At 64.9% G+C, this 24,803-nt stretch carries 23 protein-coding genes and 1 pseudogene; 9 read left to right on the forward strand and 15 right to left on the reverse strand.

Translation table 11 applies throughout. The features are described from left to right. Nucleotides 1–6: 6 nt before the first annotated feature. From V9L21_RS17055 to V9L21_RS17065, 3 genes are all read right to left on the reverse strand, one after another. On the reverse strand, nt 7–1,377 hold the full coding sequence (locus V9L21_RS17055) for an efflux RND transporter periplasmic adaptor subunit (protein ID WP_337313830.1): 1,371 nt from the start codon (nt 1,375–1,377) through the stop codon (nt 7–9). Nucleotides 1,378–1,392: 15 nt separating this feature from the next. Next, complete coding sequence (locus V9L21_RS17060; protein ID WP_337313832.1) at nt 1,393–2,724, reverse strand: TolC family protein; 1,332 nt, start codon at nt 2,722–2,724, stop codon at nt 1,393–1,395. Nucleotides 2,725–2,819: 95 nt separating this feature from the next. After that, a complete protein-coding gene (locus V9L21_RS17065) occupies nt 2,820–3,197 on the reverse strand; it encodes a hypothetical protein (RefSeq protein ID WP_337313834.1) in 378 nt (125 codons plus the stop codon). A 162-nt stretch (nt 3,198–3,359) separates the two neighbouring features. Between V9L21_RS17065 and V9L21_RS17070 the strand changes: the two genes are divergently transcribed. Next, nucleotides 3,360–4,037, forward strand: a complete 678-nt coding sequence (locus V9L21_RS17070) for a winged helix-turn-helix domain-containing protein (protein WP_337313836.1) — start codon at nt 3,360–3,362, stop codon at nt 4,035–4,037. A 30-nt stretch (nt 4,038–4,067) separates the two neighbouring features. Here V9L21_RS17070 and V9L21_RS17075 read toward each other — a convergent pair whose 3' ends face one another. Both V9L21_RS17075 and V9L21_RS17080 read right to left on the reverse strand, forming a co-directional pair. Next, nucleotides 4,068–5,330 carry a cation:proton antiporter gene (locus tag V9L21_RS17075; RefSeq protein ID WP_337313838.1) on the reverse strand — a complete coding sequence of 421 codons (1,263 nt, stop codon included), beginning with the start codon at nt 5,328–5,330 and terminating at the stop codon, nt 4,068–4,070. A gap of 34 nt (nt 5,331–5,364) precedes the next feature. Further along, nucleotides 5,365–7,662: a heavy metal translocating P-type ATPase gene (locus tag V9L21_RS17080; protein ID WP_337313840.1), complete on the reverse strand. Its 2,298-nt coding sequence runs from the start codon at nt 7,660–7,662 to the stop codon at nt 5,365–5,367. Nucleotides 7,663–7,734: 72 nt separating this feature from the next. On the opposite strand from V9L21_RS17080, the gene cadR reads away from it, so the two are divergent. Beyond that, nucleotides 7,735–8,208, forward strand: coding sequence for a Cd(II)/Pb(II)-responsive transcriptional regulator (gene cadR / locus V9L21_RS17085; protein WP_337313842.1), 474 nt, complete (start codon nt 7,735–7,737; stop codon nt 8,206–8,208). 44 nt (nt 8,209–8,252) lie between these two features. Here the strand turns inward: cadR and V9L21_RS17090 are convergent, their stop codons facing one another. Genes V9L21_RS17090 through V9L21_RS17100 form a run of 3 tightly spaced genes read right to left on the reverse strand, consistent with a single transcriptional unit; the run spans nt 8,253 to nt 10,378 of the window. Next, nucleotides 8,253–8,789 (reverse strand): DUF4256 domain-containing protein, encoded by a 537-nt coding sequence (locus V9L21_RS17090; protein ID WP_337313843.1) that lies wholly within the window; start codon nt 8,787–8,789, stop codon nt 8,253–8,255. Between the two features lie 7 nt (nt 8,790–8,796). Beyond that, complete coding sequence (cysE, locus tag V9L21_RS17095) at nt 8,797–9,588, reverse strand: serine O-acetyltransferase (RefSeq protein WP_260590452.1); 792 nt, start codon at nt 9,586–9,588, stop codon at nt 8,797–8,799. A gap of 58 nt (nt 9,589–9,646) precedes the next feature. After that, entirely contained in the window at nt 9,647–10,378 is a 732-nt protein-coding gene (locus V9L21_RS17100) for an RNA methyltransferase (RefSeq protein WP_126746107.1), read from the reverse strand. A gap of 121 nt (nt 10,379–10,499) precedes the next feature. Here V9L21_RS17100 and V9L21_RS17105 point away from each other — a divergent pair, with 121 nt between their 5' ends. The 3 genes from V9L21_RS17105 to V9L21_RS17115 are packed head-to-tail and all read left to right on the forward strand — an operon-like array spanning nt 10,500 to nt 14,889. Then, a complete protein-coding gene (locus tag V9L21_RS17105; protein WP_126746108.1) occupies nt 10,500–11,561 on the forward strand; it encodes an inositol monophosphatase family protein in 1,062 nt (353 codons plus the stop codon). Beyond that, entirely contained in the window at nt 11,561–13,795 is a 2,235-nt protein-coding gene (locus V9L21_RS17110) for an FUSC family protein (protein WP_337314011.1), read from the forward strand. Before V9L21_RS17105 ends, V9L21_RS17110 begins: the two co-directional genes overlap by 1 nt. Then, on the forward strand, nt 13,792–14,889 hold the full coding sequence (locus tag V9L21_RS17115; RefSeq protein ID WP_337313847.1) for a mechanosensitive ion channel family protein: 1,098 nt from the start codon (nt 13,792–13,794) through the stop codon (nt 14,887–14,889). The genes V9L21_RS17110 and V9L21_RS17115 overlap by 4 nt, the downstream gene beginning before the upstream one ends. On the opposite strand, the gene V9L21_RS17120 is transcribed toward V9L21_RS17115, so the two are convergent. Both V9L21_RS17120 and V9L21_RS17125 read right to left on the reverse strand, forming a co-directional pair. Then, nucleotides 14,865–16,094 carry a DUF418 domain-containing protein gene (locus tag V9L21_RS17120; RefSeq protein ID WP_337313849.1) on the reverse strand — a complete coding sequence of 410 codons (1,230 nt, stop codon included), beginning with the start codon at nt 16,092–16,094 and terminating at the stop codon, nt 14,865–14,867. The genes V9L21_RS17115 and V9L21_RS17120 overlap by 25 nt on opposite strands. Next, nucleotides 16,091–16,621 carry a MarR family winged helix-turn-helix transcriptional regulator gene (locus V9L21_RS17125; RefSeq protein ID WP_337313851.1) on the reverse strand — a complete coding sequence of 177 codons (531 nt, stop codon included), beginning with the start codon at nt 16,619–16,621 and terminating at the stop codon, nt 16,091–16,093. Before V9L21_RS17125 ends, V9L21_RS17120 begins: the two co-directional genes overlap by 4 nt. 118 nt (nt 16,622–16,739) lie before the next feature. On the opposite strand from V9L21_RS17125, the gene V9L21_RS17130 reads away from it, so the two are divergent. The 3 genes from V9L21_RS17130 to V9L21_RS17140 are packed head-to-tail and all read left to right on the forward strand — an operon-like array spanning nt 16,740 to nt 20,181. Next, on the forward strand, nt 16,740–17,732 hold the full coding sequence (locus V9L21_RS17130; protein ID WP_337313853.1) for a Bug family tripartite tricarboxylate transporter substrate binding protein: 993 nt from the start codon (nt 16,740–16,742) through the stop codon (nt 17,730–17,732). A 55-nt stretch (nt 17,733–17,787) separates the two neighbouring features. Beyond that, on the forward strand, nt 17,788–18,792 hold the full coding sequence (locus V9L21_RS17135; RefSeq protein ID WP_443305067.1) for a Bug family tripartite tricarboxylate transporter substrate binding protein: 1,005 nt from the start codon (nt 17,788–17,790) through the stop codon (nt 18,790–18,792). A 54-nt stretch (nt 18,793–18,846) separates the two neighbouring features. After that, complete coding sequence (locus V9L21_RS17140) at nt 18,847–20,181, forward strand: sulfatase family protein (RefSeq protein ID WP_337313855.1); 1,335 nt, start codon at nt 18,847–18,849, stop codon at nt 20,179–20,181. Nucleotides 20,182–20,293: 112 nt separating this feature from the next. Here V9L21_RS17140 and V9L21_RS17145 read toward each other — a convergent pair. Both V9L21_RS17145 and V9L21_RS17150 read right to left on the reverse strand, forming a co-directional pair. Continuing rightward, nucleotides 20,294–20,422: pseudogene (locus V9L21_RS17145) on the reverse strand (integrase); the annotation flags it as partial. 188 nt (nt 20,423–20,610) lie between these two features. After that, nucleotides 20,611–21,306, reverse strand: a complete 696-nt coding sequence (locus V9L21_RS17150) for a hypothetical protein (RefSeq protein WP_337313857.1) — start codon at nt 21,304–21,306, stop codon at nt 20,611–20,613. A gap of 204 nt (nt 21,307–21,510) precedes the next feature. Between V9L21_RS17150 and V9L21_RS17155 the strand changes: the two genes are divergently transcribed. Next, nucleotides 21,511–21,783 (forward strand): helix-turn-helix domain-containing protein, encoded by a 273-nt coding sequence (locus tag V9L21_RS17155; RefSeq protein ID WP_337313859.1) that lies wholly within the window; start codon nt 21,511–21,513, stop codon nt 21,781–21,783. A gap of 201 nt (nt 21,784–21,984) precedes the next feature. On the opposite strand, the gene V9L21_RS17160 is transcribed toward V9L21_RS17155, so the two are convergent. Genes V9L21_RS17160 through V9L21_RS17170 form a run of 3 tightly spaced genes read right to left on the reverse strand, consistent with a single transcriptional unit; the run spans nt 21,985 to nt 24,584 of the window. Continuing rightward, nucleotides 21,985–23,607 carry a DUF2326 domain-containing protein gene (locus tag V9L21_RS17160; protein WP_337313861.1) on the reverse strand — a complete coding sequence of 541 codons (1,623 nt, stop codon included), beginning with the start codon at nt 23,605–23,607 and terminating at the stop codon, nt 21,985–21,987. After that, entirely contained in the window at nt 23,600–23,821 is a 222-nt protein-coding gene (locus V9L21_RS17165) for an ABC-three component system middle component 7 (protein ID WP_337313863.1), read from the reverse strand. Before V9L21_RS17165 ends, V9L21_RS17160 begins: the two co-directional genes overlap by 8 nt. Then, nucleotides 23,808–24,584, reverse strand: a complete 777-nt coding sequence (locus tag V9L21_RS17170) for an ABC-three component system protein (RefSeq protein WP_337313865.1) — start codon at nt 24,582–24,584, stop codon at nt 23,808–23,810. The genes V9L21_RS17165 and V9L21_RS17170 overlap by 14 nt, the downstream gene beginning before the upstream one ends. Between the last annotated feature and the right edge of the window lie 219 nt (nt 24,585–24,803).

The raw sequence follows: 24,803 nt of genomic DNA on the forward strand, positions 1-24,803 counted from the left end.
GCGTCCTCAGTGGGTGTGCATGGCAGAGCTCTTGCCCTGCTGCGACTTGACGACGAAGCTGCCGCTGCCTGCATGGGCGGCACCGGGCGCAAGGCCGCCCACGATTTCGATGCGCTGGCCGTCGCTGCGGCCGGTCTGCACATGCTGCGGCACAAAGCCGCCCGGCACGCGCAGGAACACGGTCGGCTTGTCTTCCACGGTTTGCACGGCTTCGGCCGACACCGTCACGGGGGCGTTCGCTTCGGACGAAACCAGTTCCACGTTCACGAACAGCCCCGGCCGCCACATGCGCTGCGGGTTGGTCAGGGTGACGCGTGCCGTGGCCGTGCGCGTCTGTGCCCCAATGAGCGAGCCCACGTAAGACACCGTGCCGCTGGCCGCCTGCTCGAAGGCGCTCGAACGAATGGTCGCAGGCTCGCCGATGCGCACCAGGTTCAGGTGGTTGGCGGCCACGCTGATCTCGGCCCACACGGTCGAAAGATCGGAAATGGTGAACACGCTGGCGTCTTCCTTCACCGCTTCGCCGAGCGAGATGTGCTTTTCGACCACCATGCCGTCGAAGGGTGCACGCAGCTCGTAGCGGCCCAGGGCCGACGAGGCCGGCGTGGCGCCGAGGGCCAGCAGCTTCTGGTTGGCGTTGGCCACGGCAATCTGCGCCTCCTGCATTGCCTGCTCCGCCTGCAGGTAGTCTTGCTGTGCAGAAATCTTTTCTTCCCACAGCTTCTTCTCGCGCTGGTAGGTGGTGCGGGCCAGTTCGAGCCGGCGCTGCGCCGTCTGCAATTCGCTGCGCTGCTCCGACAGCGTGGGGCTGGAGAGCACCGCCAGCACCTGGCCGCGCTTCACCTCCTGCCCAAGGTTGGCCGTGACGCTTTCGACCACGCCCCCCACGCGCGGCACCACATGGGCGGTTCGGTCTTCGTTGAACTTGATCTCGCCCGGCAGCTGCAGCAACGACTTGATGCGCGCGGGGCCGGCGCTCTCCACGGCCACGCCGGCGGCCTTGATCTGCTCGTCGGTGAAGGCGATCTTTCCCTCCTGTTCGTTGCGCCCTTCCTTGCGCCCTTCCTTGTGCTCTTCCTTGTGCCCTTCCGTGTGCCCGCCCTTCTTCTCTTCCTTGCCGGCCTCGCCGGAGGCGTGGCCATGCCCGTGGTCATGGTCATGGCCGTGGTCCTTCTCTTCTCCCTTGCCTTCTTCCTCATGGTGCTCGCCTTCGGCATGCTCGGCCGATTCCGAATGCCCCGAGCCTTCAGGCTTGGCCGGCGCGGTGCGCAAGATCAGCGCGCCTGCGGCAATGCCGGCGACCAGCACCGCCACGATCGCCATCCATTGCTTTTTGCCGATGCGCCCCGCGGACGTGTTTCGCTCTTCCGTATTCATGATGTGGTTTCCTTGTCAGCGTGCGGCATTCGCCGTACGCGGGGTTTCGTCGGCTTCGGTGCCCAGCAGCCGGTCGAGCTCGCTGGCCGCGCGATGCGCGTCGGCCACGGCCATCAGGTACTGGTTGCGCACCTGGAAGTGCGTGCGTTGCGCATCGAGCGCTTCGAGAAAGCTGAACTTGCCGAGCTCGAAGCCCTTGGCGGCGGCCTTGTAGGCGGCCTCGGCGCCGGGCAGTGCATCGCGCTGCAGCGTCTCGGCGGCGGCGCGCGCCGAACGCAGGCGCTCGGTGGCTTGCGCCACATCGGCACCCAGCTGCAGCTCGGCCGCCGCAAGGTCGTCCCGCGCCTTCTCTTCGCGGCTCAGCGCCTCGGCCACGTTGCCGCGGTTGGTGTCGAAGATAGGCAACGGTACCGACACGCCCACCACCACCTGGTTGCGGCCGCTGCCGCTGCCCATGCCTTCGTCGGCCGGCACACGCTTGGCACCAAGCGACACGGTGATGTCGGGCACCCGCCGCGCCTGCTCCAGTTGCGAAAGCGCTTGGCGCCGCTCGACCTCGAGCCGCGCCTGGCGCAACACGGGCGCCGCGGCAAGCCGCCTCTCCAGGTCCTGCGCCGGCGTAAGCGGCGGCAGCCGATCGACCGCACCCTGCGCCTGCGTGAAGCGCGGATCCGGGTTGCCCCACAGCGCGGCCAGTTGGCGGCGCGCCGAGCGCAATGCGCCCTCGGCCTGCTGCAGTTCGACCTGGATGCCGGCCTCGGCCACGCGCGAGCGCGTCTCTTCGAGCGGCGGAACCTTGCCCGCCGCCACGCGGTTGGCGGCCGCGCGGGTGGCCGCTTGCGCAAGGCCCAACGAATCCTGCATCAGCCGCAAGCGCTCCTGCGCAGCCAGCACGTCGAAGAACAGCGTGATGCTCGATGCACGCAGCTCCGAGCGCCGCGCAAGCAACGCCGATGCGGCTTGGTCGCGCGCGCGCTCGGCCGCCGTCACGCGGGCTGCGCGCTTGCCGCCCAGCTCGACGGGCTGGCTCAGCAGCAGCGTGGTGGTGCGGTTGTCGCGGCGCAGGTCTTCCACCTGCGCCTCGAGCACGGGGTTGGGCCATGCGCCCGCCTGCAGCACGGCGGCATCGGTGGCCTCCTGCTCACGCGCGGCGGACGAAAGCCCGGGGTTGGCCCGCTGTGCGAGCGCGATGGCGCTGCGCAGGTCCAGCGGGCCCGCGGGCTCCACTGTTCTTGCAGCAGCGTGCCGCAGCAGCAGTGGCGAAGGATTGGAACCGGCATCGGTTTGTGAAAATGCCGGGGGCACCGCCAAGGCCATGACGGCCAGCGGCATGAAGAGCGTGCGCATCGAATTCTCCTGGGTTGCAAAACAACGGGCGAGGGAATTCGGCGAGAGCTCAGCTGATGCGGGGTATCAGGGGTAAGGGTTGTTCTCTCGCCGAATCAAGCGGCGAGAGGTCTTGCAGGGCGCACGGGCACTTCAGAGATATGCGAGACAAAGTGCTCCGCTCGCATGACACGCAATGCCCGCGCGAGCGCAGGCAGGCCTTGCCCCTGCTCTGCCGCTGACGGCAGATGCTGCGCATGGCCCAGGTGGCAGGCTGCGCAATCTCCCAGCACGGCGTTCGGTTGCGTGCCGGGGCTCTTCTGCGTGTCGTCGGCACTGGCGCCGCCGTGGCTGCCCGCCTCGGACGGGTGCTCATGGTGGCCCCAATGGCGGGGCTGCACATCGCGCTCATGTTGGCAATATGCCGCCGACGCCGCCCAGCTGAACTGGAACGGCAGCAGGAGCAGCAAGAAGATCTGGAGCCAACGGCGCATGGTTCCAAAAGTATATCGGCGGCAAGTGGCATGGCTCCTGCATTGCCCCTTCGAGTCGCAGGCCCACGGCGCAATGTATGACACGGGGCCAGCGTCCAGTCCGTCGTTCGGAGGACAGCTTCGCACCCCGCCCTTCACCCACCCCCTAGCTAACATCCTCCGATGCGAATTCTGGTCATTGAGGGCGAGCCCCAGCTCGGCGATCAGCTGAAGAAGGGCCTGGAGGAGAACGGGTACGCAGTCGACATTGCGCGCGATGGCGCCAAGGGCCGCTACCTTTCCGCGGAACACCACTACGCGTTGATCCTTCTCGACGCGGTGCTTCCCGGTGCCGACGGCTTTGCGGTGCTGCGCGCCATACGGCGTACCAGCACCGTGCCCGTGCTGGTGCTCACGGCGCGCGACAAGGTCGAAGACCGCGTGAACGGCCTGCGGCTGGGCGCAAACGACTACCTGGTAAAGCCCTTCACGCTGCCGGAGCTGCTGGCGCGCATGCGAGCCCTGCTGCAACACGGCAAGCCGAACGAACCCTCCACATTCCGCCTGGCCGACCTGGAGCTCGACCTTGCGAGCCGCAAATGCGTTCGCAACCACCAGCGCATCGAACTCACGGCAAAGGAGTTCACGCTGCTGGCGGTGCTGCTGCGCAACAGGGGGCACATCGTCTCGCGCAGCACCCTCGCCGAAGAGGTGTGGGACAGCACGCTCGACAGCGACACCAACGTGCTCGAAGTCGCCATTCGCAGGCTGCGCGCCAAGATCGACGACCCTTTCGACCTGAAGCTGCTGCACACGGTGCGCGGCAGCGGCTACGTGCTCGAAGACCGTTCCTGGCCTTGAGCACGCCTGCCGGGCCGTACCCGCTGTTGACTAGGGCTCTGCGCGGGCCGGCGTTTCGTCCGATGCGGCAGGCGCCCTGGCGCGGCCCATCACCAGGTTGATCAGCGGCCCCGTCATCGCGGTGGTCACCAGCGCCATCACCAGCAGCATGGTGAAGAGTTCGGGGCCGATCAGGCCGGCGTCCAGGCCGATCTTCATCACGATGAGCTCCATCAGCCCGCGCGCATTCATGAGCGAACCGGTGGCAAGGCTGTCGCGCCATCCGTAGCCCGCCAGGCGCGCGCCGATGGCACCACCCGCCAGCTTGCCGATGGTGGCCACGCCGACGATCAGCAGCATTGCGCCCACGCTTGCGCCCGTAAAGGCATTGGCGGTGGTGCCCAGCCCCGCCAGCGCGAAGAACAGCGGCATCAGCACCACGATGGAAATCGGCTCGATGCGCTCGGAGAGCGAATTCAGCAAACGGTCGTCGCGCGGCAGGCACGCGCCGAACAGGAAGGCGCCGAACACCGCATGCAGGTGCAGCCATTCGGTTGCCAGTGCGCACACCAAGAGGCCGATCATGAGCGAGGCCATCATGGTGGTCGAAGGCTCGCCGTTGGGCGCGCGCGTGCGCAGCAGCCACGCAAAGGCCGGCTTCATGCCGAAGAAGAGCACCGCCAGCAGCACGGCCACGCCGGCGGTGGTCTTGAGCAGGCCGGTGTAGCCCTCACCCGCGCCGGCCAGCGCCACCACCAGCGCCAGCAAGATCCACGCGAACACATCGACCACGGCCGCCGCACTCAGCGAGAGCTGCCCGAACGGCGTGCGCGTGAGGCCACGGTCTTTCAGGATGCGCGCCATGACGGGAAAGGCCGTGATCGAAAGCGCCGCCGCCATGAACAGCGCAAACGGCCAGAAGCCCACGCCCGCGGGTGCCAGCGACGGATGCAAGGCCGGCGAAATGGCAATGCCCAGCACCATTGGCACCGCAATGCTGAGCGCACCTACATAACCGGCGGCCTTCAGTTGCGCGCGCACGCCCTGTGCGGCCCGCAGTTCGAGCCCCACCACGAACATGAACAGCACCAAGCCCACCGTCGAAAGCGACGAGAGCCCCTCGAGGTGGCTCTTGGAGAAAAGCTGCGCATGCAACGAAGGGAACAGCGCCCCCATGACCACCGGCCCCAGCATGAGGCCGGCCGCCATTTCGCCGACCACGCTCGGCTGGCCCACGTGGCGGAGCACCCAGCCGCAAATGCGCGCGGTGCTCAGGATGACGATGAGTTGCAGCAGGAGAGAGGTGGCGGACATGAACCGGAGCGCGGGTGAAGGGGAACACGCGATCTTAGTTTTGTTCGGCCGCCCCCGCCGCCCCAGCCGCCTTCGGCATGCGCATCAGCCGCAACCCGTTGGCCACCACCAGCAGGCTCGCACCCATGTCCGCGAACACCGCCATCCACATGGTGGCGCTGCCGAACACCGCAAGCACGAAGAACACGCCCTTGATGCCCAGCGCCAGGGTGATGTTCTGCCACAGCACCGAGTGCGCCCGGCGCGACAGGCGAATGGTCTCGGGCAGGCGGCGCAGGTCGTCGTTCATGATGACCACGTCCGCCGCCTCCATGGCCGTGTCGGTGCCGGCGCCGCCCATTGCAAAGCCGATGTCCGCCTGGGCGAGCGCGGGCGCATCGTTGATGCCGTCGCCCACCATGCCGGCAACGCCGTGGCGCTGCTGGAGCGCCTTGACGGCGTCGAGCTTCTCTTCGGGCAGCAGGTTGCCGCGCACGTCTTCGATGCCCGCATGCGCGCCGATCGCCCGGGCCGTGGCGGCGTTGTCCCCGGTGAGCATCACCGGCGTGACGCCAAGCGCGCGCAGCTCGGCCATGGCGGCTTGCGACGACGGCTTGATGGTGTCGGCCACCGCAAACAGTGCAAGCACCTCCTGGCCGGAGGCCAGCAGCGTGACCGTGCGCCCTGCTTCTTCATGGCGCTTCAGCTCGGCCTCGAGCGCAGGGGTGCACAGCCCCCGCTCTTCGATCAACCGGTGGTTGCCCAGCACATAGGCCTGGCCTTCGTGCGTGGCCTGCACGCCGCGCCCTGGCAGGGCCGTGAAGTCTCCGACCTCGAGCGCTTCGATCTCCAGGCCCTCGGCAATGGCCCTGGACACGGGGTGGTCAGAACGGCTTGCGATGCTTGCCGCAACCGCAAAGACCGCGTCCTTGTCCGTCGCGGCGCCAAGCAGGCCCGATTCGACCAGCCGCGGCTTGCCTTCGGTGATGGTGCCCGTCTTGTCGAGCGCCACCGCCTTGAGCTTGCGCGCCTCTTCGAGGTAGGTGCCGCCCTTGATGAGAATGCCGCGCCGCGCGGCCGAGGCCAGCGCGCTCACCACGGTAACGGGCGTCGAGATGACGAGCGCGCAAGGGCACGCGATGACCAACAGCACCAGTGCCTTGTAGATGGCCTGCAGCCAGGTCCAGCCCATGAGCCAGGGCGTGAGCACTGCCACTGCAATGGCCAGCACGAAGACGGCAGGCGTGTAGACCGACGCGAACTTGTCGACGAAGCGCTGCGTGGGCGCGCGCGAGCCTTGCGCCTCTTCGACCGCATGGATGATGCGGGCCAGCGTGGTGTTGGCTGCCACCGCAGTGACGCGGAATTCAAGCGCAGCCGTCTGGTTGATAGTGCCCGCGAACACCGCGTCCCCGGCCGACTTGTCGACCGGAATGCTCTCGCCGGTGACGGGTGCCTGGTCGATGGCGCTGGTGCCTTGGGTGACGACGCCGTCCAGCGGCACGCGCTCACCCGGGCGGATGCGCACAACGGCACCCAGCGCCACGGTGTCGGCCTTCGCCGTCTTCCAGCTGCCGTCGGGCTGCCGCACCTCGGCCTGCTCGGGCGCCAGCGCCAGCAGGCCCTGGATGGCATTGCGCGCGCGATCGACCGCGCGGGCCTCGATCATTTCGGCAATGGCATAAAGCGCCATCACCATCGCGGCCTCGGGCCACTGGCCGATCAAAAAGGCACCCGTCACGGCCACGGCCATCAGCGCGTTGATGTTCAACCGCCCGAGCACCAGTGCCGCAAAGCCCTTCCTGTAGGTGTCGAGCCCGGCCAGTCCAATGGCACCGAGCGCAAGCGCCATCTCCACCGCGGTGAACCCTGCCCCCTCGGGCGCGAGAAAGGAAATTGTCTCGGCCGCAATGGCCAGCACCAGCGCGGCAACAAGCCGCATGAGTTCCGGCGTCATGAGGCCGGTGGCGCGCGCCGTGCCACCGGCGGCAGGTTGCGCGCCCGCCGCGCTGTTCAGCGGCTCGGGCTTGAAGCCCGCCTTGCGAATGGCTGCCAGCGCATCGGGCAACGCGGCTTCATCGGCCGTAATGGCCATGGTGCGTTCACCGAGCCGGAAGCGCAGCCCGCTGATGCCGCGAACGGGCTCGAGCGCGCGCCGGATTTCCGACTCTTCCACCGCGCAGTCCATCGTGGGAATGCGAAAGAGCAAGGCGCCCTTCGGAACATCGGCGGCGTCGACAGCGGCAATGGGGGCGGCGGTCGCTGATCCACACGCGGAGTTGCCGCAGCAGGCCGTTTCGGCAGGAGCGTGGGCGTGCGGCGCCAGGGGTTTCAGGGCATTCTGGTTCGTCATGAAGACAATTGGAAACCCTGAAGCAGGTGTAGAGTCAAACGACAAATTCCTTCACTTCGTTCTTGCCGCATCATGAAAATCGGAGAACTGGCCAAGGTCGCGAACACACCGGTCGAAACCATCCGCTATTACGAGCGCGAGCAGTTGCTGCCCGAGCCGGCGCGCACCGAAGGCAACTACCGCATCTACGACGACGAGCACGCGCAGCGGCTGGGCTTTATCCGCCGCTGCCGTTCGCTGGACATGACGCTCGATGAAATCCGCAGCCTGCTGCGGTTCCGCGATGCGCCGGGAGAAGACTGCGGGCAGGTCAACCAGCTGCTGGACGACCACATCGGCCACGTGGCCGCCCGTATTTCCGAACTCAAGCTGCTGGAGAAGCAGCTGAAGGCGCTGCGCCAGCAATGCTGCGGGGCAGAGTCGGCGCAGAACTGCGGCATCCTGCAGGAGCTGGACACCGCCACGCTCGCAACGGAGCCCTTCGGGCAGCACGCGGGGCATGTGCACGGCTCGCTGCACAACACATCCGCCAAACGTTCGTCTTGATGTGTCTTGACGTGGTTCAGGGCGCCATCACGCCGACCACGCTCTCACACGCGAAGCGAGCCGCGGAAGCCCCTTGCGGCGTAGTACGACTGGGCACCGTTGTGATACACGAACACCTTGCCATAGCGGTAGTCGCCGAAGAGCGCTCCGCCAAGTGAGCGAACGTCAGGCGGCGTCTCGATCCAGCTGGAAGTCTTCGCGTCGAACTTGCCGAGCTTCTGCAGCTCGCGGTACTGCTCTTCCGTCAACAGCGCGATGCCCATGGCGGCCGCCATGCCAAGAGCGCTGTCCTGCGGCTTGTTTTCCTTGCGTGCGTCGAGCGCTTCGCGGTCGTAGCAAAGGCTCCTGCGGCCTGCCGGGCTCTCGGGGGCGCAGTCGCAGAACGTGATTTGCCCGGTTTTCTTGTCCTGGCCGATCACGTCCGGCTCACCGCCGGTTTCTTCCATGGCGCCAATCGACTTCAGCGCAGCGGGGTTGCTTTCGAGCCTTGCCTGAACGTCGGCCCATGCGACGCCCTTGTGGCGTTGCATGTGCTTCTCGAAGCGGGCTTGCAATGTCTGGAGCAGTTCTTGCGTCTTCATGGTTCTGCTATTTGCCTATGAGCTGAGTGAGCTTTTCCGCCTCGAAGCTCTCGTCGCGCGCCGCGTCGCAGGGCACGCAGTCCTTGGTGCCGGGGTGTGCGGACAGCTTCTCGATGGCCTGCCACAGCAGCGCGATCTGATGCTCCTGCCCCGCGGCGTTGTCGATCAGCCCGCGCATGGCTTGGCTGAGCGGGTCGTCTTCCTGCGTGATGCCGTAGGCAGAAAACTTCTGCGGCGCGGCCACATCGGCGCTCTCGCCCGCCTTCGACGGGATGATTCGCGCGGGAATGCCCACCGCCGTTGCCCCGGCCGGCACCGGCTTGATGACCACCGCGTTGCTGCCGATCTTGGCGCCGTCGCCAACCTCGAAGCCGCCCAGCACCTTGGCGCCCGCGCTTACCACCACGTTGCGCCCGAGCGTCGGGTGGCGCTTGGCGCCCTTGTAGAGCGAGGTGCCGCCCAGCGTCACGCCCTGGTAGATGGTGCAGCCGTCGCCGATTTCGGCGGTTTCGCCCACCACCACGCCCATGGCATGGTCGAAGAACACCCGCTCGCCGATCTTGGCGGCCGGGTGAATCTCGATGCCCGTGAGCCAGCGCGCCACATGCGCGATAAAGCGGGCCGGCCACTTGAAACCGTGCGTCCAACAAGCGTGCGCCCAGCGATGCAGCACCACGGCATGAAAGCCGGGGTAGACCGTGATCACTTCCCAGGCGCTGCGCGCGGCCGGGTCGCGTTCGAGGATGCACCGGATGTCGGCGCGCAAACGAGAGAACATCGCTGCCTTTGTTGTCGTTATATCGATAGGGGCCGGCGAGTCTAAAGCCGGCGGTCTTTCGCGCACGCGCGATGGGGTTTTAGCCCTTGCGCGGGCCGTTTGCGGCGTCGGCCATGGCCTTGGCGATGCCGCGCAGGATGTGGATCTCTTCGGGCGTGGGCTGGGCGCGGTTGAAAAGCTGCTGCAGCCGGGGCATCAGCTTCTTCGGCGCCTCGGGGTCCAGAAAGCCGATGTCCACCAGAGAGCGCTCCCAGTGCTCGAGCATGCCGGCCACCGCCTTCGCATCGGCCGCCTGCACCGGCGCCGTGGCGTCGCGCACCGCATAGCCGCCCAGCGCCAGGCGCCATTCATAGGCAATCACCTGGATGGCCGCCCCCAGGTTGAGAGAGCCGAACTTCGGGTCGGTCGGAATGCTCAAGGCCACGTTGCAGCGGTAGACGTCTTCATTGCGCATACCGAAACGCTCGGAGCCGAAGAGAAAGGCCACATGCTGGTCGCCCTGCTGGGCCAGCGGCTCCAGGTGCTCCCGCGGGGTGCGCGTGGGCGGGCCGAAGTCTCGCGGCACCATGGCGGTGGCGCACAGGTGGGTTACGCCGTCGAGCGCCTCGTCCAGCGTTTCGACAATGCGGGCGTTGTTCAGCACGTCGAGCGCGCCGCTTGCCCGCTGGATGGTTTCTTCCCGCCGCAGCACGTTGGCCCAGCGGGGCGTTACCAGCACCAGGTCGTCGAAACCCATGGTCTTCATGGCGCGGGCGGCGGCGCCCACATTGCCTGCGTGGCTGGTCTGGATCAGGATAAAACGGGTGCGCATGGAGGGTTTGGAGGCACGAAACGGGCGGAGCCGGTAAAATGACCGATTCTCGCCGCCCGCATCGCCGGGCCGCAGGGTCGCCTCCAGGGGACCTCCTCCACCGTTCTTCTCACAATCCAGAATGTCGTCCCCCAACCTGCATCCCATGCTCAATGTGGCCGTCAAGGCCGCACGCGCCGCCGGCGCCATCATCAATCGCGCCGCCCTCGACGTCGAGGCCGTGCGCATTTCGCAAAAGCAGGTCAACGACTTCGTCACCGAAGTCGACCACGCCAGCGAGCAAGCCATTATTGAAACGCTGCTTGGCGCATACCCGGGGCACGGCATCCTGGCCGAAGAATCGGGCACCGAGCACGGTGCAAAAGATTCCGACTACGTCTGGATCATCGATCCGCTCGACGGCACCACCAACTTCATCCACGGCTTTCCGGTCTACTGCGTTTCCATTGCGCTGTCGGTGCGCGGCAAGATCGAGCAGGCGGTCATCTACGACCCGAGCCGCAACGACCTGTTTACTGCCACCAAGGGCCGCGGCGCCTACATGAACGAGCGCCGCATCCGCGTCTCGAAGCGCACCAAGCTCAGCGAATGCCTGGTTTCCACCGGCTTTCCGTTTCGCACGGGCGACAACTTCAAGCAGTACCTGGCCATCATGGCCGACATGATGCCCCGCATGGCGGGCCTGCGCCGCCCTGGCGCAGCCGCACTCGACCTGGCCTACGTGGCCGCCGGCTTTACCGACGGCTTCTTCGAAACCGGCCTCAACCCCTGGGACGTGGCCGCGGGTTCGCTGCTGGTGACAGAGGCCGGCGGCCTGATCGGCAACTTCACGGGCGAGCCCGACTTTCTGGAACAGCGCGAATGCCTGGCCGGCGCCCCGCGCATCTACGGCCAGCTGGTGCCGCTGCTTGCCAAGTATTCCAAGTTTGCCGGCATCGACGACAAGATGCGCGCCAGCGACCGCGTGCGCGCCGTGTCGGCCGCAGCGCGCCCCAACGCCGACGAATCGGTCGACCTGTATGCGCGCAGCACGGTGCCCGACCTGCCCGCCGCATCGCTCGACGGCGAAGCGCCCGCCCCCGCGGCCGCGCCGGCAGCACCGGTGTCGCGCAAGCTCACGCGCATTCGCCGCGACGCGCCTGCCGACGGCAGCCCTTCCGAAGGCGACGCTTCCGCCAAGTGATGCAGGGGCCCGGTGCCGCCCTCCGCTTTCGTGCGGCGCTGCGTGTTGCGCTGAGCCAGTACGTCGCCAACGGCTTCAGCGTTGCGCTCGGCCTGCTGGTCATCTCGGCCGGCGCGCATTTCTGGCTCGGCACCATCGCGGCCTCTGCAGCCGCGGTGGGCGTGATCGTCACGGCCCCGCCCGACCTGCCCGGCCCGCGCCGCGGCAAGTTCTTCCAGATGCTGCCGGCCCCGCTGATCGGGCTGCCGCTCTTCTTTCTGGTGCAACTGCTGCACACCGCGCCCATTCGCCTTGGGCTGGTGCTGGTGCCCGCCACTTTCGTCGCCTTTCTGGCCATGGCATGGGGCAAGCGCGGCATTCCCATTGCCATTGCGGTGATGTTCTCGATGGTTTTCTCGATGGCCACGCCCGCTCCGAACGGCATGGCCGAGGCGTTGGAGCGCACCTGGCACTTTGGCCTGGGCGCCGGGCTCTACGTGATCTGGGCCAATTTGGCCAACCATGCGCTCAATGCGCGTTATCGCGTGCAGTCGGTTTCAGACGTGCTGTATTCGCTGGCCGCGCTGATGCGCACCGAGGCCACGCAGTTCACGCCGCGCGACGACACCAGCGACATCCGCGAAACCCCTGCCCCCTTGCTCGGCCGCCTGCTGCGTGAACAGGCCGCGCTGGCCGACCAGCTTCAGGCCACGCGCGACATCGTGCTCGAGTCGCCGCGCACGCCGCGCCGGCAGCGGCTGGCCGCCATGCTGGTGATCGTGCTCGAAATGCGCGACCAGCTCCTTGCAAGCGAGCTCGACCTGGACGCGCTCAAGAGCCACCCCGCGCATGCCGAGGCGCTCATTGAAATGCGCCGCGTGCTCGAAGAGCTGGCCGACGAAACCACCGCGCTCGGCGACTCACTGCTGATGGGCCGCCACCCCGAGGCGGTGGCCGACCGCCGGCCGCGCCTTGCATCCATTCACCTGCCCGCTGAAGAACATGTGGCAAGCCACGGCATGCTGGGCCCCAACGCCGCCATGCTCGCGCGCGGCCTGGCAAGCCGCATCGGCCACATCAACGATGAGGTGCTGCGCCTGTCTGCCATGGCGCGCGGCGATGCCGAGCCCAACCTGGCCGTGGTGCGGGCCAACTGGCAGATGTTCGTGAGCCCGACCGATTGGTCGCTGCGGCCCTTTCTCACGCTGTGGAGCTGGGACGCGCCGCCGCTGCGCCATGCCATTCGGGCCGCGCTGGCCATTGCGGCAGGCTACGGAATTGCGGTGTCGCTGCCCTGGGGCTCGCACGACTACTGGATCTTGCTGACCATTGTGGTGGTGCTGCGCGGCAGCCTTTCGCAGACGCTGGAGCGGCGCAACAGCCGCGTGGCCGGCACGCTGCTGGGCTGTGTGCTGGCGGTGGGGCTGCTCTCCGCGCATCCGTCGCCGCTGTTGCTGCTGGCCTTTGTTACCGTGTCGCAGGCCATTGCGCACAGCTTTGCGGTGCGCCGCTACCTGATTACGGCGGTGGCGGCCACGGTGCTCGGCCTGCTGCAGGCGCACATGCTCAACACGGGCGCCGCGCCCATCTTTGCGCTGTTCGAGCGCATTGCCGACACGCTCATCGGCGCCGCGCTGGCCTGGGGCTTCTGCTATGTGCTGCCGTCATGGGAGCGCGGGCAGATTCCGGCGCTGGTGGCGCGCACGCTCACCGCGCAGGCGCGCCATGCACGCCTGGCGCTGGGCCTGGGCCAGCTGCAGGCAGTCGACAGCAGCCCCGAGCTCGAATGGCGGCTTGCGCGCCGCGAGGCCTACGACAGCCTTTCGGCGCTGGTGCAGGCCACGCAGCGTTCGCTTTCAGAGCCGCGCGCGGTGCAGCCGCCGCTCGAGCCGCTGGAGCACCTGCAGGCTCACAGCTACCAGTTGCTCGCGCAACTGAGCGCCGTAAAATCGATGCTCGTGCTGCGGCGCGACCGGCTCACCCCGGGCGAAATCGAAGGCCCGCTCGCGCGCACCGCACAGCGCATCGAAGCAGCCATCGGCACCGCGCCCACCACCGGTCCCACGCTGCCCGAAAGCCCCGGTTCCACCACCGTGGGCGGCCCGATTCCCCTGCCCGACCCGTTCGACAACGACATCAGCCTCTGGCTGCTGCGCCGTCTCGATCTGGCCACGGCACTCGCTACGCAGCTGCGCGACGACGCGGCGCGCATTCTTCAACCCCTGGAGACACAAGCCACGACCACCGCTCAATGACCGAAGAGATGCTTGCCCACCCCTGGTTCGGCACCTGGCTCGCAGCCGTGATTGCCGTTCCGCTCGCGCTGCTTGTTCACCGTCTCGGCGGCCTTGTGCTGATGCGAATCACCCGTCCGGCGCCCGCGCTGCATTCGATGGTGATCAACTGCAAACCCGTGGCCCGGGTGGTGCTGCCCCTTTTGGCGCTGCTGCTGGTGTTTCAGGCGGCGCCTAGCGACCTTCGCTTCATAGGCAGCGTGCGGCACCTCAACGGCCTGCTGCTGATTGCCGCCACCACGTGGCTTGCAGTAAAGGCCATCAGCGGCTTTGCGGACGGCGTGCTCGCGCAGCACCCGTACGACGTGGAAGACAACCTGCACGCGCGCCGCGTGCTCACGCAAACCCGCGTGCTTGCGCGCACCGCCATGTCGATGGTGCTGGTGGCCGGCGGCGCGATGATGCTGATGACTTTTCCTGGCGCGCGGCAGGTGGGTGCGAGCCTGCTGGCTTCGGCGGGCGTGATCGGCATCGTGGCCGGCCTGGCGGCCAAGCCGGTGTTCAGCAACCTGATTGCCGGGCTGCAGATTGCGCTGGCCCAGCCCATACGCATCGACGACGTGCTGGTGGTCGAGGGCGAATGGGGCCGGGTCGAAGAGATTACCGGCACCTTTGTGGTGGTGAAGATCTGGGACGACCGGCGTTTGATCTTGCCGCTCAGCTACTTCATCGAAAAACCATTCCAGAACTGGACGCGCAGTTCGTCGCAGCTGCTGGGCGCGGTCTTCGTTTATGCCGACTACGGCATGCCGCTGCCGCCGCTGCGCGCAGAGGTCGAACGCATCGTGAAGTCGGCGCCCGAGTGGGACGGCCGCTTTTTCAACCTGCAGGTAACCGACGCCACCGAGCGCACCATGCAAATTCGGGTGCTTTGCACCGCCGGCAACTCCAGCCTTGCCTTCGATTTGCGCTGCAAGGTGCGCGAAGGGCTCATCGACTTCATGCAGCGGGAGTACCCGCAGTTCCTGCCCCGGATGCGCATCGAAAGCGACGGCAAGCCGGGCAGGCAAAACACCGAAGACATGCAGCTTCAGCCTGTGCCCTCGCCGCGCTGAACCGCGGCATGGCTGCGGCGGCGCAGCGGTGGCCGCTGCAGATTGGTGAACGCCCGCAGCAGCCACTCCGCCGGGCCGTAGGCAAAGTGGTGCATCCACCAGCGGCTCAACGCCAGGTTGCCCGCAAAGATGGCCAGCGCCACTGCAAACGTTGCAAGCGGCCCGATGGTGCCGATCCACCGCAGCCCGTAGGCCAGAAAAATCCAGGCGCAGACCAGCGACTGCAGCAGGTAGTTTGAAAGCGCCATGCGCCCCGCCGGCGCCAGCCATTGCGCCAGCACGCGGCCAGGCCCGGTCTGGAACACCAGCAGCATGCCGGCTGCATAAGCGGCCGCCAGGAACGGTGCCGTCAGCAGCGTGGCCGCCAGGCCTTGGATCTGTCGCGACAGATCGTTCAGCCGCATGGCAGGCAAGGCATAGGCCAGCGCACCCGGCACGCCGACGAGCAAGCCCCAGAACAACACCCGCCGCAGCAGCTTGCCATGCGCCTCTGCATGCGCGAGCAGCCCATGCTTGCCGGCAATGAACCCCGCAAAGAACATGGCCAGCGCCTCCGGTGCCTGCACCAGCGCGGTGATCCACCAGACCTGCGACAGGTCGCGCAGGTGCTGCACCATCACCATTGCCGGCGTGGCACGGTAGGCGGCCAGCGCCCTGGCGGCATCGGCGTAGGCAGCTTCGGTTGCCAGCCGCATGTCCGCATGCGTAAACAGGTAGCCAACGCCGGCCCATGCCAGCGACACAAGCAGCACCAGCCCGATGGCCGCGCACGCCATGAACACATCTCCGCGCCGCCGCAGCAACAGCAGCACGGCGCCCAGCACCGCATACGTGGTGAGGATGTCGCCGTAATAAAGCACCACGGCATGCAGCACGCCGATGACCCACAGGCCCACCAGCCGCCGCACCATGCGCGGCGCAAAGCGCTTGCCATCGCGCTCCGCCGCCCGCATTTGCAGCGTGAAGCTGTAGCCGAACAGGAACGAGAACAGCAGGTAGAACTTGGTCTCGAAGACGAAGGACCGCACGAACGAGGCGCTGCGGTCGGCCAGCGAAACAGCCAGCGGATCGGGAATGCCCAGGCCGTAGTAAGTGGATGCGAAGCTTGCGATGTTGACTACCAGAATGCCCAGCAGCGCAAAGCCGCGCAGCGCATCGACCAGGTGCTGGCGTTCGTTCGTCGTTTCTTTCGGGGCAGGCGTCATTCAGGCTTTCTTGGCTTCAAGGGTGCATTGGCGCCGCCTGCGCCGCGGCGGCCGCGGTCTGCCTTGGGCAGCACCGCTTCTTCGACCATGCGCTCGGCCCGGGCGTGCAGGCGGCGCAGCGACTCGTCGAGCCGCGCCGCGTCGTCGTCGCTCAACGCGCCCAGCAGCTCGGTGTTGATTTGCGTGACCAGCGGAAACAGCTCGTCATACAGCGCCTGCCCGCTTTCAGTAAGCCCCAGCTGCACCTGCCGCCGGTCGCCCGGCCGCACCACGCGCGACACCAGTTGCTTGGCCACCAGCGAGCCGACCGCCTTGGAGGTGCGGGCCCGGTCCAGTTGCGCATGCTCGGCCAGCTCCGACGAACTGAGCTCGCCCCGGCTTGCAAGCACGGCAACCAACCGCCATTCGCGCCGGGTAATGCCAAAGCGCCCCTCGCACAGCCTGATGACCATGCTGCCCGCCACCGAGAGCAGGCGCGACAGCCGGTACAGCAGCAAATCGTCCAGCGGGCGGCGCGGCGCGGTCATTGGGGGTTAGTCCGGGGGATGGTTGATTAGATCAATCGAATGTAGCGTCTCTAAAGTCGTTCGCAGCCGCGGCACCCAGCCCAAGCGGCGCCACCGAACGAGAACCGGAGACATCGACATGCCCTGCCCTGATTTCGACCGCCGCCAGATCGTTGCCGCCCTGGGCGGCCTTGCGCTGGCCCCGCTTGCACCATTGGCCAACGCACAGGCGTTTACGCCGGGCCAGCCCATCAAGGTGCTGATTGGCGTGCCCGCCGGCGGCACGCAAGACGTGCTGACCCGCGCCATTGCAGAGCAGGTGCGCGACACGCTGGGCCCGCTCATCGTGGACAACCGCTCGGGCGCGGCGGGCCGCATTGCGGTGGAGGCGGTAAAAACCGCGGCGCCGGACGGCCGCACGCTGCTGCTGGGCACTGCCAGCATGATGACCATGTTTCCGAGCGCCTACCGGCAGCTTTCGTACGACCCGATCAAGGACTTTGTGCCCATCATCAACGCGGCGCGCTTCGAGCTGGCGCTGGTGGTGCACAAGGACGTCCCGGCCAACACGCTGGCCGAATTCATCGCCTGGGCCAAGGCGCAGGGCGACAAGCTGAGCTTTGCCTCTTACGGCGCCGGAACGCCTTCGCACTTTTTGGGCGAAATGCTCAATCGCGCCGCCGGGCTCAAGATGGTTCATGTGCCGTACCGCGGCTCTACGCCGGCGCGGCAAGACGTGATGGGGGGCTCGGTGCCCGTGTATTTCGACACCATTGGCGGCGCGCAGCAGCTGCTGCCTTCAGGCCGCGTGAAGGTGCTGGCCACCAGCGGCGAAAAGCGTTCTCCGCTGATGCCCAACCTGCCCTGCTTTGCGGAGAGCGGCTACAAGGACGTGGTGGCCACCGCCTGGTTTGCCTACTACGCGCCCCTTAAAACGCCGCAGCCCATCGTCGACAAGCTGCGCGCCGAATTCACCCGCGCCATCAATTCGCGCGAAGTGCGCCAGCAACTGCTGCAGAACGGTATGTACCCCGTGGGCGACAACAGCGACGCACTCTTGAAGACCATGCGCGAAGACACGGCACGCTGGGCAGGCATCATGAAGGCCGTGAATTTTCAGGCCAACGATTGACTGAACGACTGAACAACCAAACGACACTGATCGACCGAACGAGGAGGAAACTGACATGCTGAACAACACCCCCACCAACACCCCCATTACCCGACGCCTGGCCGCGCTGCTTGCCGCAGCCGGCCTCATGGCCTCCATGGCCGCCGTAGCGCCCCAGGCAAGCGCGCAAGCGCTCGACAGCCCGCTGCACATCGTGGTTGGCTATGCACCCGGCGGCGCCACCGACCGCGTGGCGCGCATCGTCGGCGACAAGCTCAGCGCACGCCTGGGCGTTCCGGTGGTGGTCGACAACAAGCCCGGCGCCGGCGGCCGCCTCGCGGCCCAGCAGGTCAAGAACACCCCCGCCAGCCAGAACGTGCTGATGCTTGCCAACCCCGCCGTGATGGTGGTGGCGCCGCTCGTCTTCAAGGACAACAACTACGACCCCGAGCGCGACTTCGTGCCCGTGTCGCACGTCAACGCCTACGACTTTGCGCTGTCTGTGTCGCCCCACCTGCCGGTGCGCGAACTCAACCATTTGCTTGCCTGGATGCGCGCCAACCCCAACCAGGCCAACGTGGGCGTGCCCGCCACCGGCAGCCTGCCGCACTTCTTTGGCCTGATGGTGGGCGAAAAGGCCAAGGTGCAAACGCAGATCATTGGCTACCGCGGCTCCGCTCCGCTGCTGAACGACCTCATCGGCGGGCAGGTGCCGATTTCGGTTGACACCGAAGACGTGGTGCTGCCGCAGCACAACGCCGGCAAGCTGCGCATCCTCGCCCTCTCGGGCGCCAAGCGCTCGCCCTTTGCGCCCAACATTCCCACCTTCAAGGAAGCCGGCCTCGACCTGGCCGCCACCGGCTGGAACACCTTCTTCGCGCCCGCCAGCATGCCCAAGGACAAGGTCGAGCGCCTGTCCAACATGATTCGCGACGTGATGCAAGACGCCGACACCCAACGCAAGTTCAAGGACGCCGGCATGACCCCCGTGGTGAGCACCCAGGCGCAAACCGCCGCAATGCTCAAGGCCTACAAGGCGCAGTGGGCGCCCGTCGTTCAAAAGTCTGGCTACCAGCCCTGAACAACCGCCTCGCTTCAGACAGACAGACAGACAGACCGACAGACAGACAAGCACATGAAAAGACCCAACATCATCTTCATAGTGGCCGACGACCTCGGCTACGCCGACCTTGGCTGCTATGGCGGCCGCGACGGCGCTTTTGGCCCCGTGTCGCCCGTGCTCGACGGCCTGGCCGCCAACGGCCTGAAGCTCACGCAGGGCTACTCGAACTCGCCCGTGTGCTCGCCCACCCGCTTCGCGATGATTACCGCGCGGTATCAATACCGCCTGCGCGGCGCGGCCGAAGAGCCCATCAGGAGCAGCAGCCGCGGCAGCACCACGCTCGGCCTGCCCACCGACCACCCCACCCTGCCATCATTGCTGAAGGCCGGCGGCTACCAGACCGCGCTCATCGGTAAATGGCACCTGGGCTACCCGCCCCACTTCGGGCCGCTGCGCTCGGGGTACGACGAATTCTTCGGGCCCATGTCGGGCGGTGTCGACTACTTCACGCATTGCGACTCCACCGGCCAGCACGACCTGTGGTTTGGCGAAGAGGACAAGAAAGAAGACGGCTACCTGACCGACATTCTTTCCAAACGCGCAGTCGACTATGTGGAACGCATGGCCGTCAAACAGAAGCAGCAAGAGGAAGAAGCCCCCTTCTTCCTGAGCCTGCACTACACCGCCCCGCACTGGCCCTGGGAAACCCGCGACGACGCCGAGAAGGCGCCCGCCGTCAAAGACAACCTCTTCGACCTGGCCGGCGGCAACATTCATGTGTACCGCCGCATGATTCATCACATGGACGAAGGCATCGGCTGGATCATGGCCGCGCTGCAAAAGCACGGCATGGCCGACAACACCCTGGTGGTGTTTACCAGCGACAACGGCGGCGAACGTTTCTCAGACAACTGGCCCCTGGTCGGCGGCAAGATGGACCTGACCGAAGGCGGCATTCGCGTGCCATGGATCGCGCACTGGCCCGCAGTGATCGCCAAGGGCAGCGAGAGCAAGCAACTCTGCATGACCATGGACTGGTCAGCCACCATGCTCGACGCGGCCGGCGTAAAGGCCGATGCGGCCTACCCGCTCGATGGCGTGTCGCTGATGCCCGTGCTGAAAGACGCAAAGCACAGCTTCCGCAGGCCGCTGCACTGGCGCATGAACCATCGCGGGCAGGAAGCGATGCGCGACGGGGACTGGAAGTACCTGAAGGTGGACGGGAACGAGTACCTGTTCAACATTCCGGCAGATGAGCGCGAGCGGGCGAACCTGGGGAAGAAGGAGCCGGAGAGGCTGGCTGCGATGCGAGAGGACTGGGCGGCGTGGAATGCGACGATGCCTGGGATTCCGGAGGATGCGACTGTTAGTTTGGGGTATTCGGTGAAGGATATGCCGCAGAGGTAGGGCTGTGCGGGCACGTGTCGGTGGCTCGCAATCGAACCATCCAGCAGCGCCATCGATCCGCCTTGCCGCCTCAGCAAGGCGGACGGATCTGCACCACTCAATCGACGCTCGCTCAGACTTCTGTCTGCTCCGAGATCTCCAGGGCGTCATCCACTTCGATGCCGAGGTATCTGACGGTGGACTCAAGCTTGGAGTGGCCGAGCAGCAACTGCACCGCGCGGAGGTTCCTCGTCCGCTGATAGGGCGCCTTCTGGCCGACGATCTTGCCCTTGTTCCAAGGCACTCGGCAGGTTGCAGAGTTTGCTGGTCCCATGACGGTCTCCCATCGAGTTTAGGGAGCCTCAGCATGCGCGGTCCGGACTGGCGTTGTCCTGAATGCAGCGTCCAAGCGGCGCCTGTTCTCACTGGGTTACGCATCAGCTTTCGCGGCTATGTTTGACCTATGGCAAGGGGCCGGCTCGGCTTTCGATCATCCTGCGCGCGAATCCGCCGGCCGCCGGCCACGCCAGCTTGGTGGACGACGGCCAACTCGCAATGCAGCCAGAAACCCACGCCCTCCAGCGCGCCGGGAATGTCGCTCTGTGCAAGCCGGTAGAACCCCAGCACCACTCCCTGCGCGAATGCGGCGATCAGTGGCTCCGCGTCCTCGGTACCCGTCATGCTGCGGCGGATCAGTTTGCCGCCAATCGCCATCAACTTGAGCGTGCGGCTGGAGGCGGTTGCGGTGCTTTCCTTGGGGACTCGCAAAGACCAGAGCCCGCAGGCGAGCGTCCACATAGATTGACTGGGAACCTCTTCGCACCGCGCCTTTTCGACGCCGAGTTGTCTCGTGCGAACTTCACGGAAGCCACGATGGTCATGGCAAGGGAAGTACCCGGCGAACTCGTCGGCAATCTTTGCCACGGTGCGCTCGTCACGCGCTATCTTCTCCGTAGCCCATAGGCGTGAGACATGTGCGACAAGAAAGCCCAACTCATCGAGTGACAACCTGCGGCCGGAAGCTATGCAGTGGTCATGCCAGTCCGTTAACTCGGCCGAGGCTTTGCAGGCCATGAAGGCCCTGTTCAAGGGCTCGTCTAGAGAGGGGCAGGCGAGCCGCTCGGGCTTGCCTTCACTCCGCTCCATGGCAGCGTCCCTCCGCTCGAGCCGCGCTCGAGAAAACTTTCCGCACTTCATCTCCATTCCCCTGCCTCTTATTGGTATCGCGTCGGTCGTTCGCCGCCGCACAGGGCGGATCGTAACTCGAAAAGATACTTTTAGACCGCGGTTTTAAAGACCGTCACCTTATGAACCGTGGAGTTTTGGACCTTCTGGAACGAGCATTGAGAGATGGCGCGAGTACCACCCCCACCAGAAGAAAGACACCCCGCGCTGGTGGCTTTTGGCCAAGCCGTGCGGAACCGTCGTAAGGCGATGAATTTTTCACAAGAGTCGTTCGCCGACGAGTGCGGAATCGACCGGAGCTACATGGGTGGCGTGGAACGCGGCGAACGCAACCTGGCCATAGTGAACATGATGAAAATCATCGAGGCCCTAGGCATGCAGCCCTCGGAGTTTTTCAAGGCGCTGGATAAACCCACCAAGAAAAACAAGTCTGCGTAGCGATTGGTGGTTGGATTGCTCTAACTGGCTGATTGGGGGATTAGTCTCGGCCAGCGATCACGACCATGCATGCGCCTCGACCACACTCCTCCGTTGAATATCCGTGAAGGCTGCTGTGCAGCGGGTGCTGACTATTACGTTCGCGAAGTCGCGGTCCGAAAGGCGTCCTCCAACGACAAGGTCGCAGCCCCGTTCCGGGGCCTACTTGCGTCCGCGCCAATCCCTCTTGTACAGAAGGTCGTCGTTAGCCAGCTTTAGAACAGTGAAGCGCTTAAGCAGGCGTTCGATGTAAGGTCCAAATTTCTTTGCTTCGTCGAACGACAGGAATATCTGCTTTGACCGCATGGCGGAGAGCATGCGAAGAATTCGCACAGTTGCTGGCACCTCAATATTCTTATAAATAACTGAATCGTGAATCGCCATAGGCAGCTTGGTCATCGAAAGCATTGCCAAATCAAAGCCAACCAAGCCGGCGAATGACTTGCCTGTCCCGGTGTCATCTGGTGATGTAAACAGATACGACCCGGCCCCTTTAATGCGCAGTTCGGAGGGAACCCGCGATGCGCCGTAGACCACCTTGTTGAATGAACGGAGCTTGCTGTTTACTTGGCCCTCAATGGCCAAGAAAATTCCTGCATAGATGTCTTCGAGTCTGTTACTGGAGCCTTTGACGGCCGAGTCGATGTTGGCCTTACTTTCGAAGTGAGCGTTCTCGTTGCTTGCCTTGTCGACAGCCCCTTTCAGCTCGAACAATCTATTGAAGACGTCATCAGGCATGCCTTTCGACTGGAGGGACGATTGGATTTCTTTGTCCAACTGGGTCACTTCGGCTGCTGCCGCGCGCTCCTGTTCGATGGTGCCGGCTAGCTCGTCCCTCAGCTCCTTTTTGACAATGCTCCCGATCTTCTGGTGAAACGCCTCCACTTGTTCTAGGCGCTGCACGTTGACATTCGGGAAGAAGTCGGCGACTAGAGCGATGTTTGCGGCGAGACGCGGTGTTATGCCTGAGATCTCCCGCTGCAAGCGACGAATCTTGTTTTGCAACTCGACACGCTGACCCCCAAGCTCGATCTTGCGCTGCTGCTTCTTCTGCAGGTTCTGGTCGAACAAGGATTCGTAGACGTTGAGGGCGCCACCGAAGCCGTCCCTGAGCTGCTCAATTTGAGCTCGGTTGGACTCTATGGAGCGCGTGTTTTCTTCGTACTGCGTCTTAGTGATCCTCGGAATGATGCTGGCAGCCATAGAGTCTCCGATCAGCTTCTTGCGGCCTTTGAGAACATCCAAAGTCTTGCGCTCTTGTGCAACGTCAGGACTGCGACCGAATAAATCAACCAAGCGGGCGATGGCCGCTGCAAATGTTTCCTTGTCTGCCGCGACGAAGGGGTGGCTCGGGTCCAGCCCGCCTTTCTTCCAGATTCGTGCAAACGGGCTGACAACATTTCGGAACGTGCCGTCCAGCCCGTCCAGCCCATACATAAGCTTTAATAGCCTGTTGTACTCGTCGAGCCCGAGCTCCCTTTGTGCCTCATAGGCCTCGTTGCATTCGCGCACCAGGTCGGGGCTATCGGTGTGGCGTGAGAAGTACATTCGCCTAGCGCCGAACTGGAATGAGTAGTCATAGCGATGCGGGCCAAGCTCACGGATTGCTCCTGCATCGTCCTTTTCCGTGAAGGTTGAGCCACCAAAAACAAAGTCGATGACCATTAAGACAGTGGATTTGCCAATGGAATTCTTAGCGTCATCGTCACCTAGGATGACATTAAGGCCAGGGTGGAATTCAATCGGCGAATGGCTGAAGTGGACGCAGCGGATTTCTTTAAGCATAGGTGATCAAACCAGTCTCGTCTTCAATGGTCAGCACGCCGAGCACGAACAACACATCCAGCGCGTGGAGGAGCTCGGCCGCGTCCTGAAAGACGCCCTTCGTGCGGCGGTAAACGCCTTGCACCGTTTCACCCTGCGAATTCCCGATCAAGATCTTTCTCATCTTGAACAACGTCGACTCTTCAAGCCGTGTGAACTTGCTAGGGACCAGCATCGAAGACCTCGCAGTTTTGAACGAAGAACGACGTCAGCACTTTTGCCGCAAGTAGTGGCCTTCCAGTTCGAGTACTGATCCACTGCGCAACGAAGTTGAAGATCGCGTCCTTGTTATCCGGGCTTTGCTGTTGCATCGCGAGGTAGTAGGTGTTGACCTGGTTCTGTAGCATGCGAATTGCGACTTGGTCGTTCTGCTCCAACATCCGGATCTGATCCCGAATGCGAACATAAAAGTTGACTGCGTAAGTCTTGATCTCAAGCCTTTGCAGAGGGCTCATGCCAGTACGCAGCTTCTTGTCGACAGTCGTGGCGTCGAAACTGGTAGGGGGGACGTCGAGATCATCGCCAGCCAAGGAAGAGATGCTGTCCAAGATTGCGTAGACCTCGTCCTCGATCATGTAGTCAGAAATCGTTGCATTGGCTCGAGCGTTAGCCAGAAAGCGATTTTTGATTCCGCTGAGCTTGTCCATCTCCTCAAGCTGGAAGTCCGTGTCGTACCTTGTGTGACATGTAGGGCACAGCGCAACGACGTTCTCTAAGGCGTTGACGTTCGTGGGAGGTGCTCGCCCGACTAGGGCCGTGGCTTGAGCAAGAGTTGGATTGAGCGGATAGATATGAGCCACTTCATAGCCCTTGCTCAGCCTGCCGGAGTTCGGCTTGCGAAACAGGATTGGCTTTAAGCAAAGAGGACAACATCCGTTTGTCTCTGCATACAGAATGCTGTGTTCATTGTCGCCGTAATCTTTTCTAGCAGTCGCCATTCGAACCTTGCTCCGATAAGAGAAGCTCGAGCTGAATTGCCGCGGGCTCTCTGATTTGTGGGCAGGATACCAAGGGCGCGTAACTTTGTGTGACCAGAGAGAGCGAAAGCACGCCATTGACGCTCCGAAGCAACGTGAATATCGTCCTGCTGGCTCGTCGCAGTCGGAGGGCGGGTCACCCTGGCTGGCCAAAACAGAGGTGCCGCAAAGCGGTCGTTG

Origin of the sequence: Variovorax sp. CCNWLW235, assembly GCF_037204085.1 — a bacterium.
Lineage (GTDB): Bacteria > Pseudomonadota > Gammaproteobacteria > Burkholderiales > Burkholderiaceae_C > Variovorax.

Excerpts from the sequence above, each read along its gene's own strand:
- V9L21_RS17055 (WP_337313830.1), bottom strand. The coding sequence starts at position 1,377 with ATGAATACGGAAGAGCGAAACACGTCCGCGGGGCGCATCGGCAAAAAG.
- V9L21_RS17060 (WP_337313832.1), bottom strand. The coding sequence starts at position 2,724 with ATGCGCACGCTCTTCATGCCGCTGGCCGTCATGGCCTTGGCGGTGCCC.
- V9L21_RS17065 (WP_337313834.1), bottom strand. The coding sequence starts at position 3,197 with ATGCGCCGTTGGCTCCAGATCTTCTTGCTGCTCCTGCTGCCGTTCCAG.
- V9L21_RS17070 (WP_337313836.1), top strand. The coding sequence starts at position 3,360 with ATGCGAATTCTGGTCATTGAGGGCGAGCCCCAGCTCGGCGATCAGCTG.
- V9L21_RS17075 (WP_337313838.1), bottom strand. The coding sequence starts at position 5,330 with ATGTCCGCCACCTCTCTCCTGCTGCAACTCATCGTCATCCTGAGCACC.
- V9L21_RS17080 (WP_337313840.1), bottom strand. The coding sequence starts at position 7,662 with ATGACGAACCAGAATGCCCTGAAACCCCTGGCGCCGCACGCCCACGCT.
- cadR (WP_337313842.1), top strand. The coding sequence starts at position 7,735 with ATGAAAATCGGAGAACTGGCCAAGGTCGCGAACACACCGGTCGAAACC.
- V9L21_RS17090 (WP_337313843.1), bottom strand. The coding sequence starts at position 8,789 with ATGAAGACGCAAGAACTGCTCCAGACATTGCAAGCCCGCTTCGAGAAG.
- V9L21_RS17100 (WP_126746107.1), bottom strand. The coding sequence starts at position 10,378 with ATGCGCACCCGTTTTATCCTGATCCAGACCAGCCACGCAGGCAATGTG.
- V9L21_RS17105 (WP_126746108.1), top strand. The coding sequence starts at position 10,500 with ATGTCGTCCCCCAACCTGCATCCCATGCTCAATGTGGCCGTCAAGGCC.
- V9L21_RS17110 (WP_337314011.1), top strand. The coding sequence starts at position 11,561 with ATGCAGGGGCCCGGTGCCGCCCTCCGCTTTCGTGCGGCGCTGCGTGTT.
- V9L21_RS17115 (WP_337313847.1), top strand. The coding sequence starts at position 13,792 with ATGACCGAAGAGATGCTTGCCCACCCCTGGTTCGGCACCTGGCTCGCA.
- V9L21_RS17120 (WP_337313849.1), bottom strand. The coding sequence starts at position 16,094 with ATGACGCCTGCCCCGAAAGAAACGACGAACGAACGCCAGCACCTGGTC.
- V9L21_RS17125 (WP_337313851.1), bottom strand. The coding sequence starts at position 16,621 with ATGACCGCGCCGCGCCGCCCGCTGGACGATTTGCTGCTGTACCGGCTG.
- V9L21_RS17130 (WP_337313853.1), top strand. The coding sequence starts at position 16,740 with ATGCCCTGCCCTGATTTCGACCGCCGCCAGATCGTTGCCGCCCTGGGC.
- V9L21_RS17135 (WP_443305067.1), top strand. The coding sequence starts at position 17,788 with ATGCTGAACAACACCCCCACCAACACCCCCATTACCCGACGCCTGGCC.
- V9L21_RS17140 (WP_337313855.1), top strand. The coding sequence starts at position 18,847 with ATGAAAAGACCCAACATCATCTTCATAGTGGCCGACGACCTCGGCTAC.
- V9L21_RS17150 (WP_337313857.1), bottom strand. The coding sequence starts at position 21,306 with ATGGAGCGGAGTGAAGGCAAGCCCGAGCGGCTCGCCTGCCCCTCTCTA.
- V9L21_RS17155 (WP_337313859.1), top strand. The coding sequence starts at position 21,511 with ATGGCGCGAGTACCACCCCCACCAGAAGAAAGACACCCCGCGCTGGTG.
- V9L21_RS17160 (WP_337313861.1), bottom strand. The coding sequence starts at position 23,607 with ATGCTTAAAGAAATCCGCTGCGTCCACTTCAGCCATTCGCCGATTGAA.
- V9L21_RS17165 (WP_337313863.1), bottom strand. The coding sequence starts at position 23,821 with ATGCTGGTCCCTAGCAAGTTCACACGGCTTGAAGAGTCGACGTTGTTC.
- V9L21_RS17170 (WP_337313865.1), bottom strand. The coding sequence starts at position 24,584 with ATGGCGACTGCTAGAAAAGATTACGGCGACAATGAACACAGCATTCTG.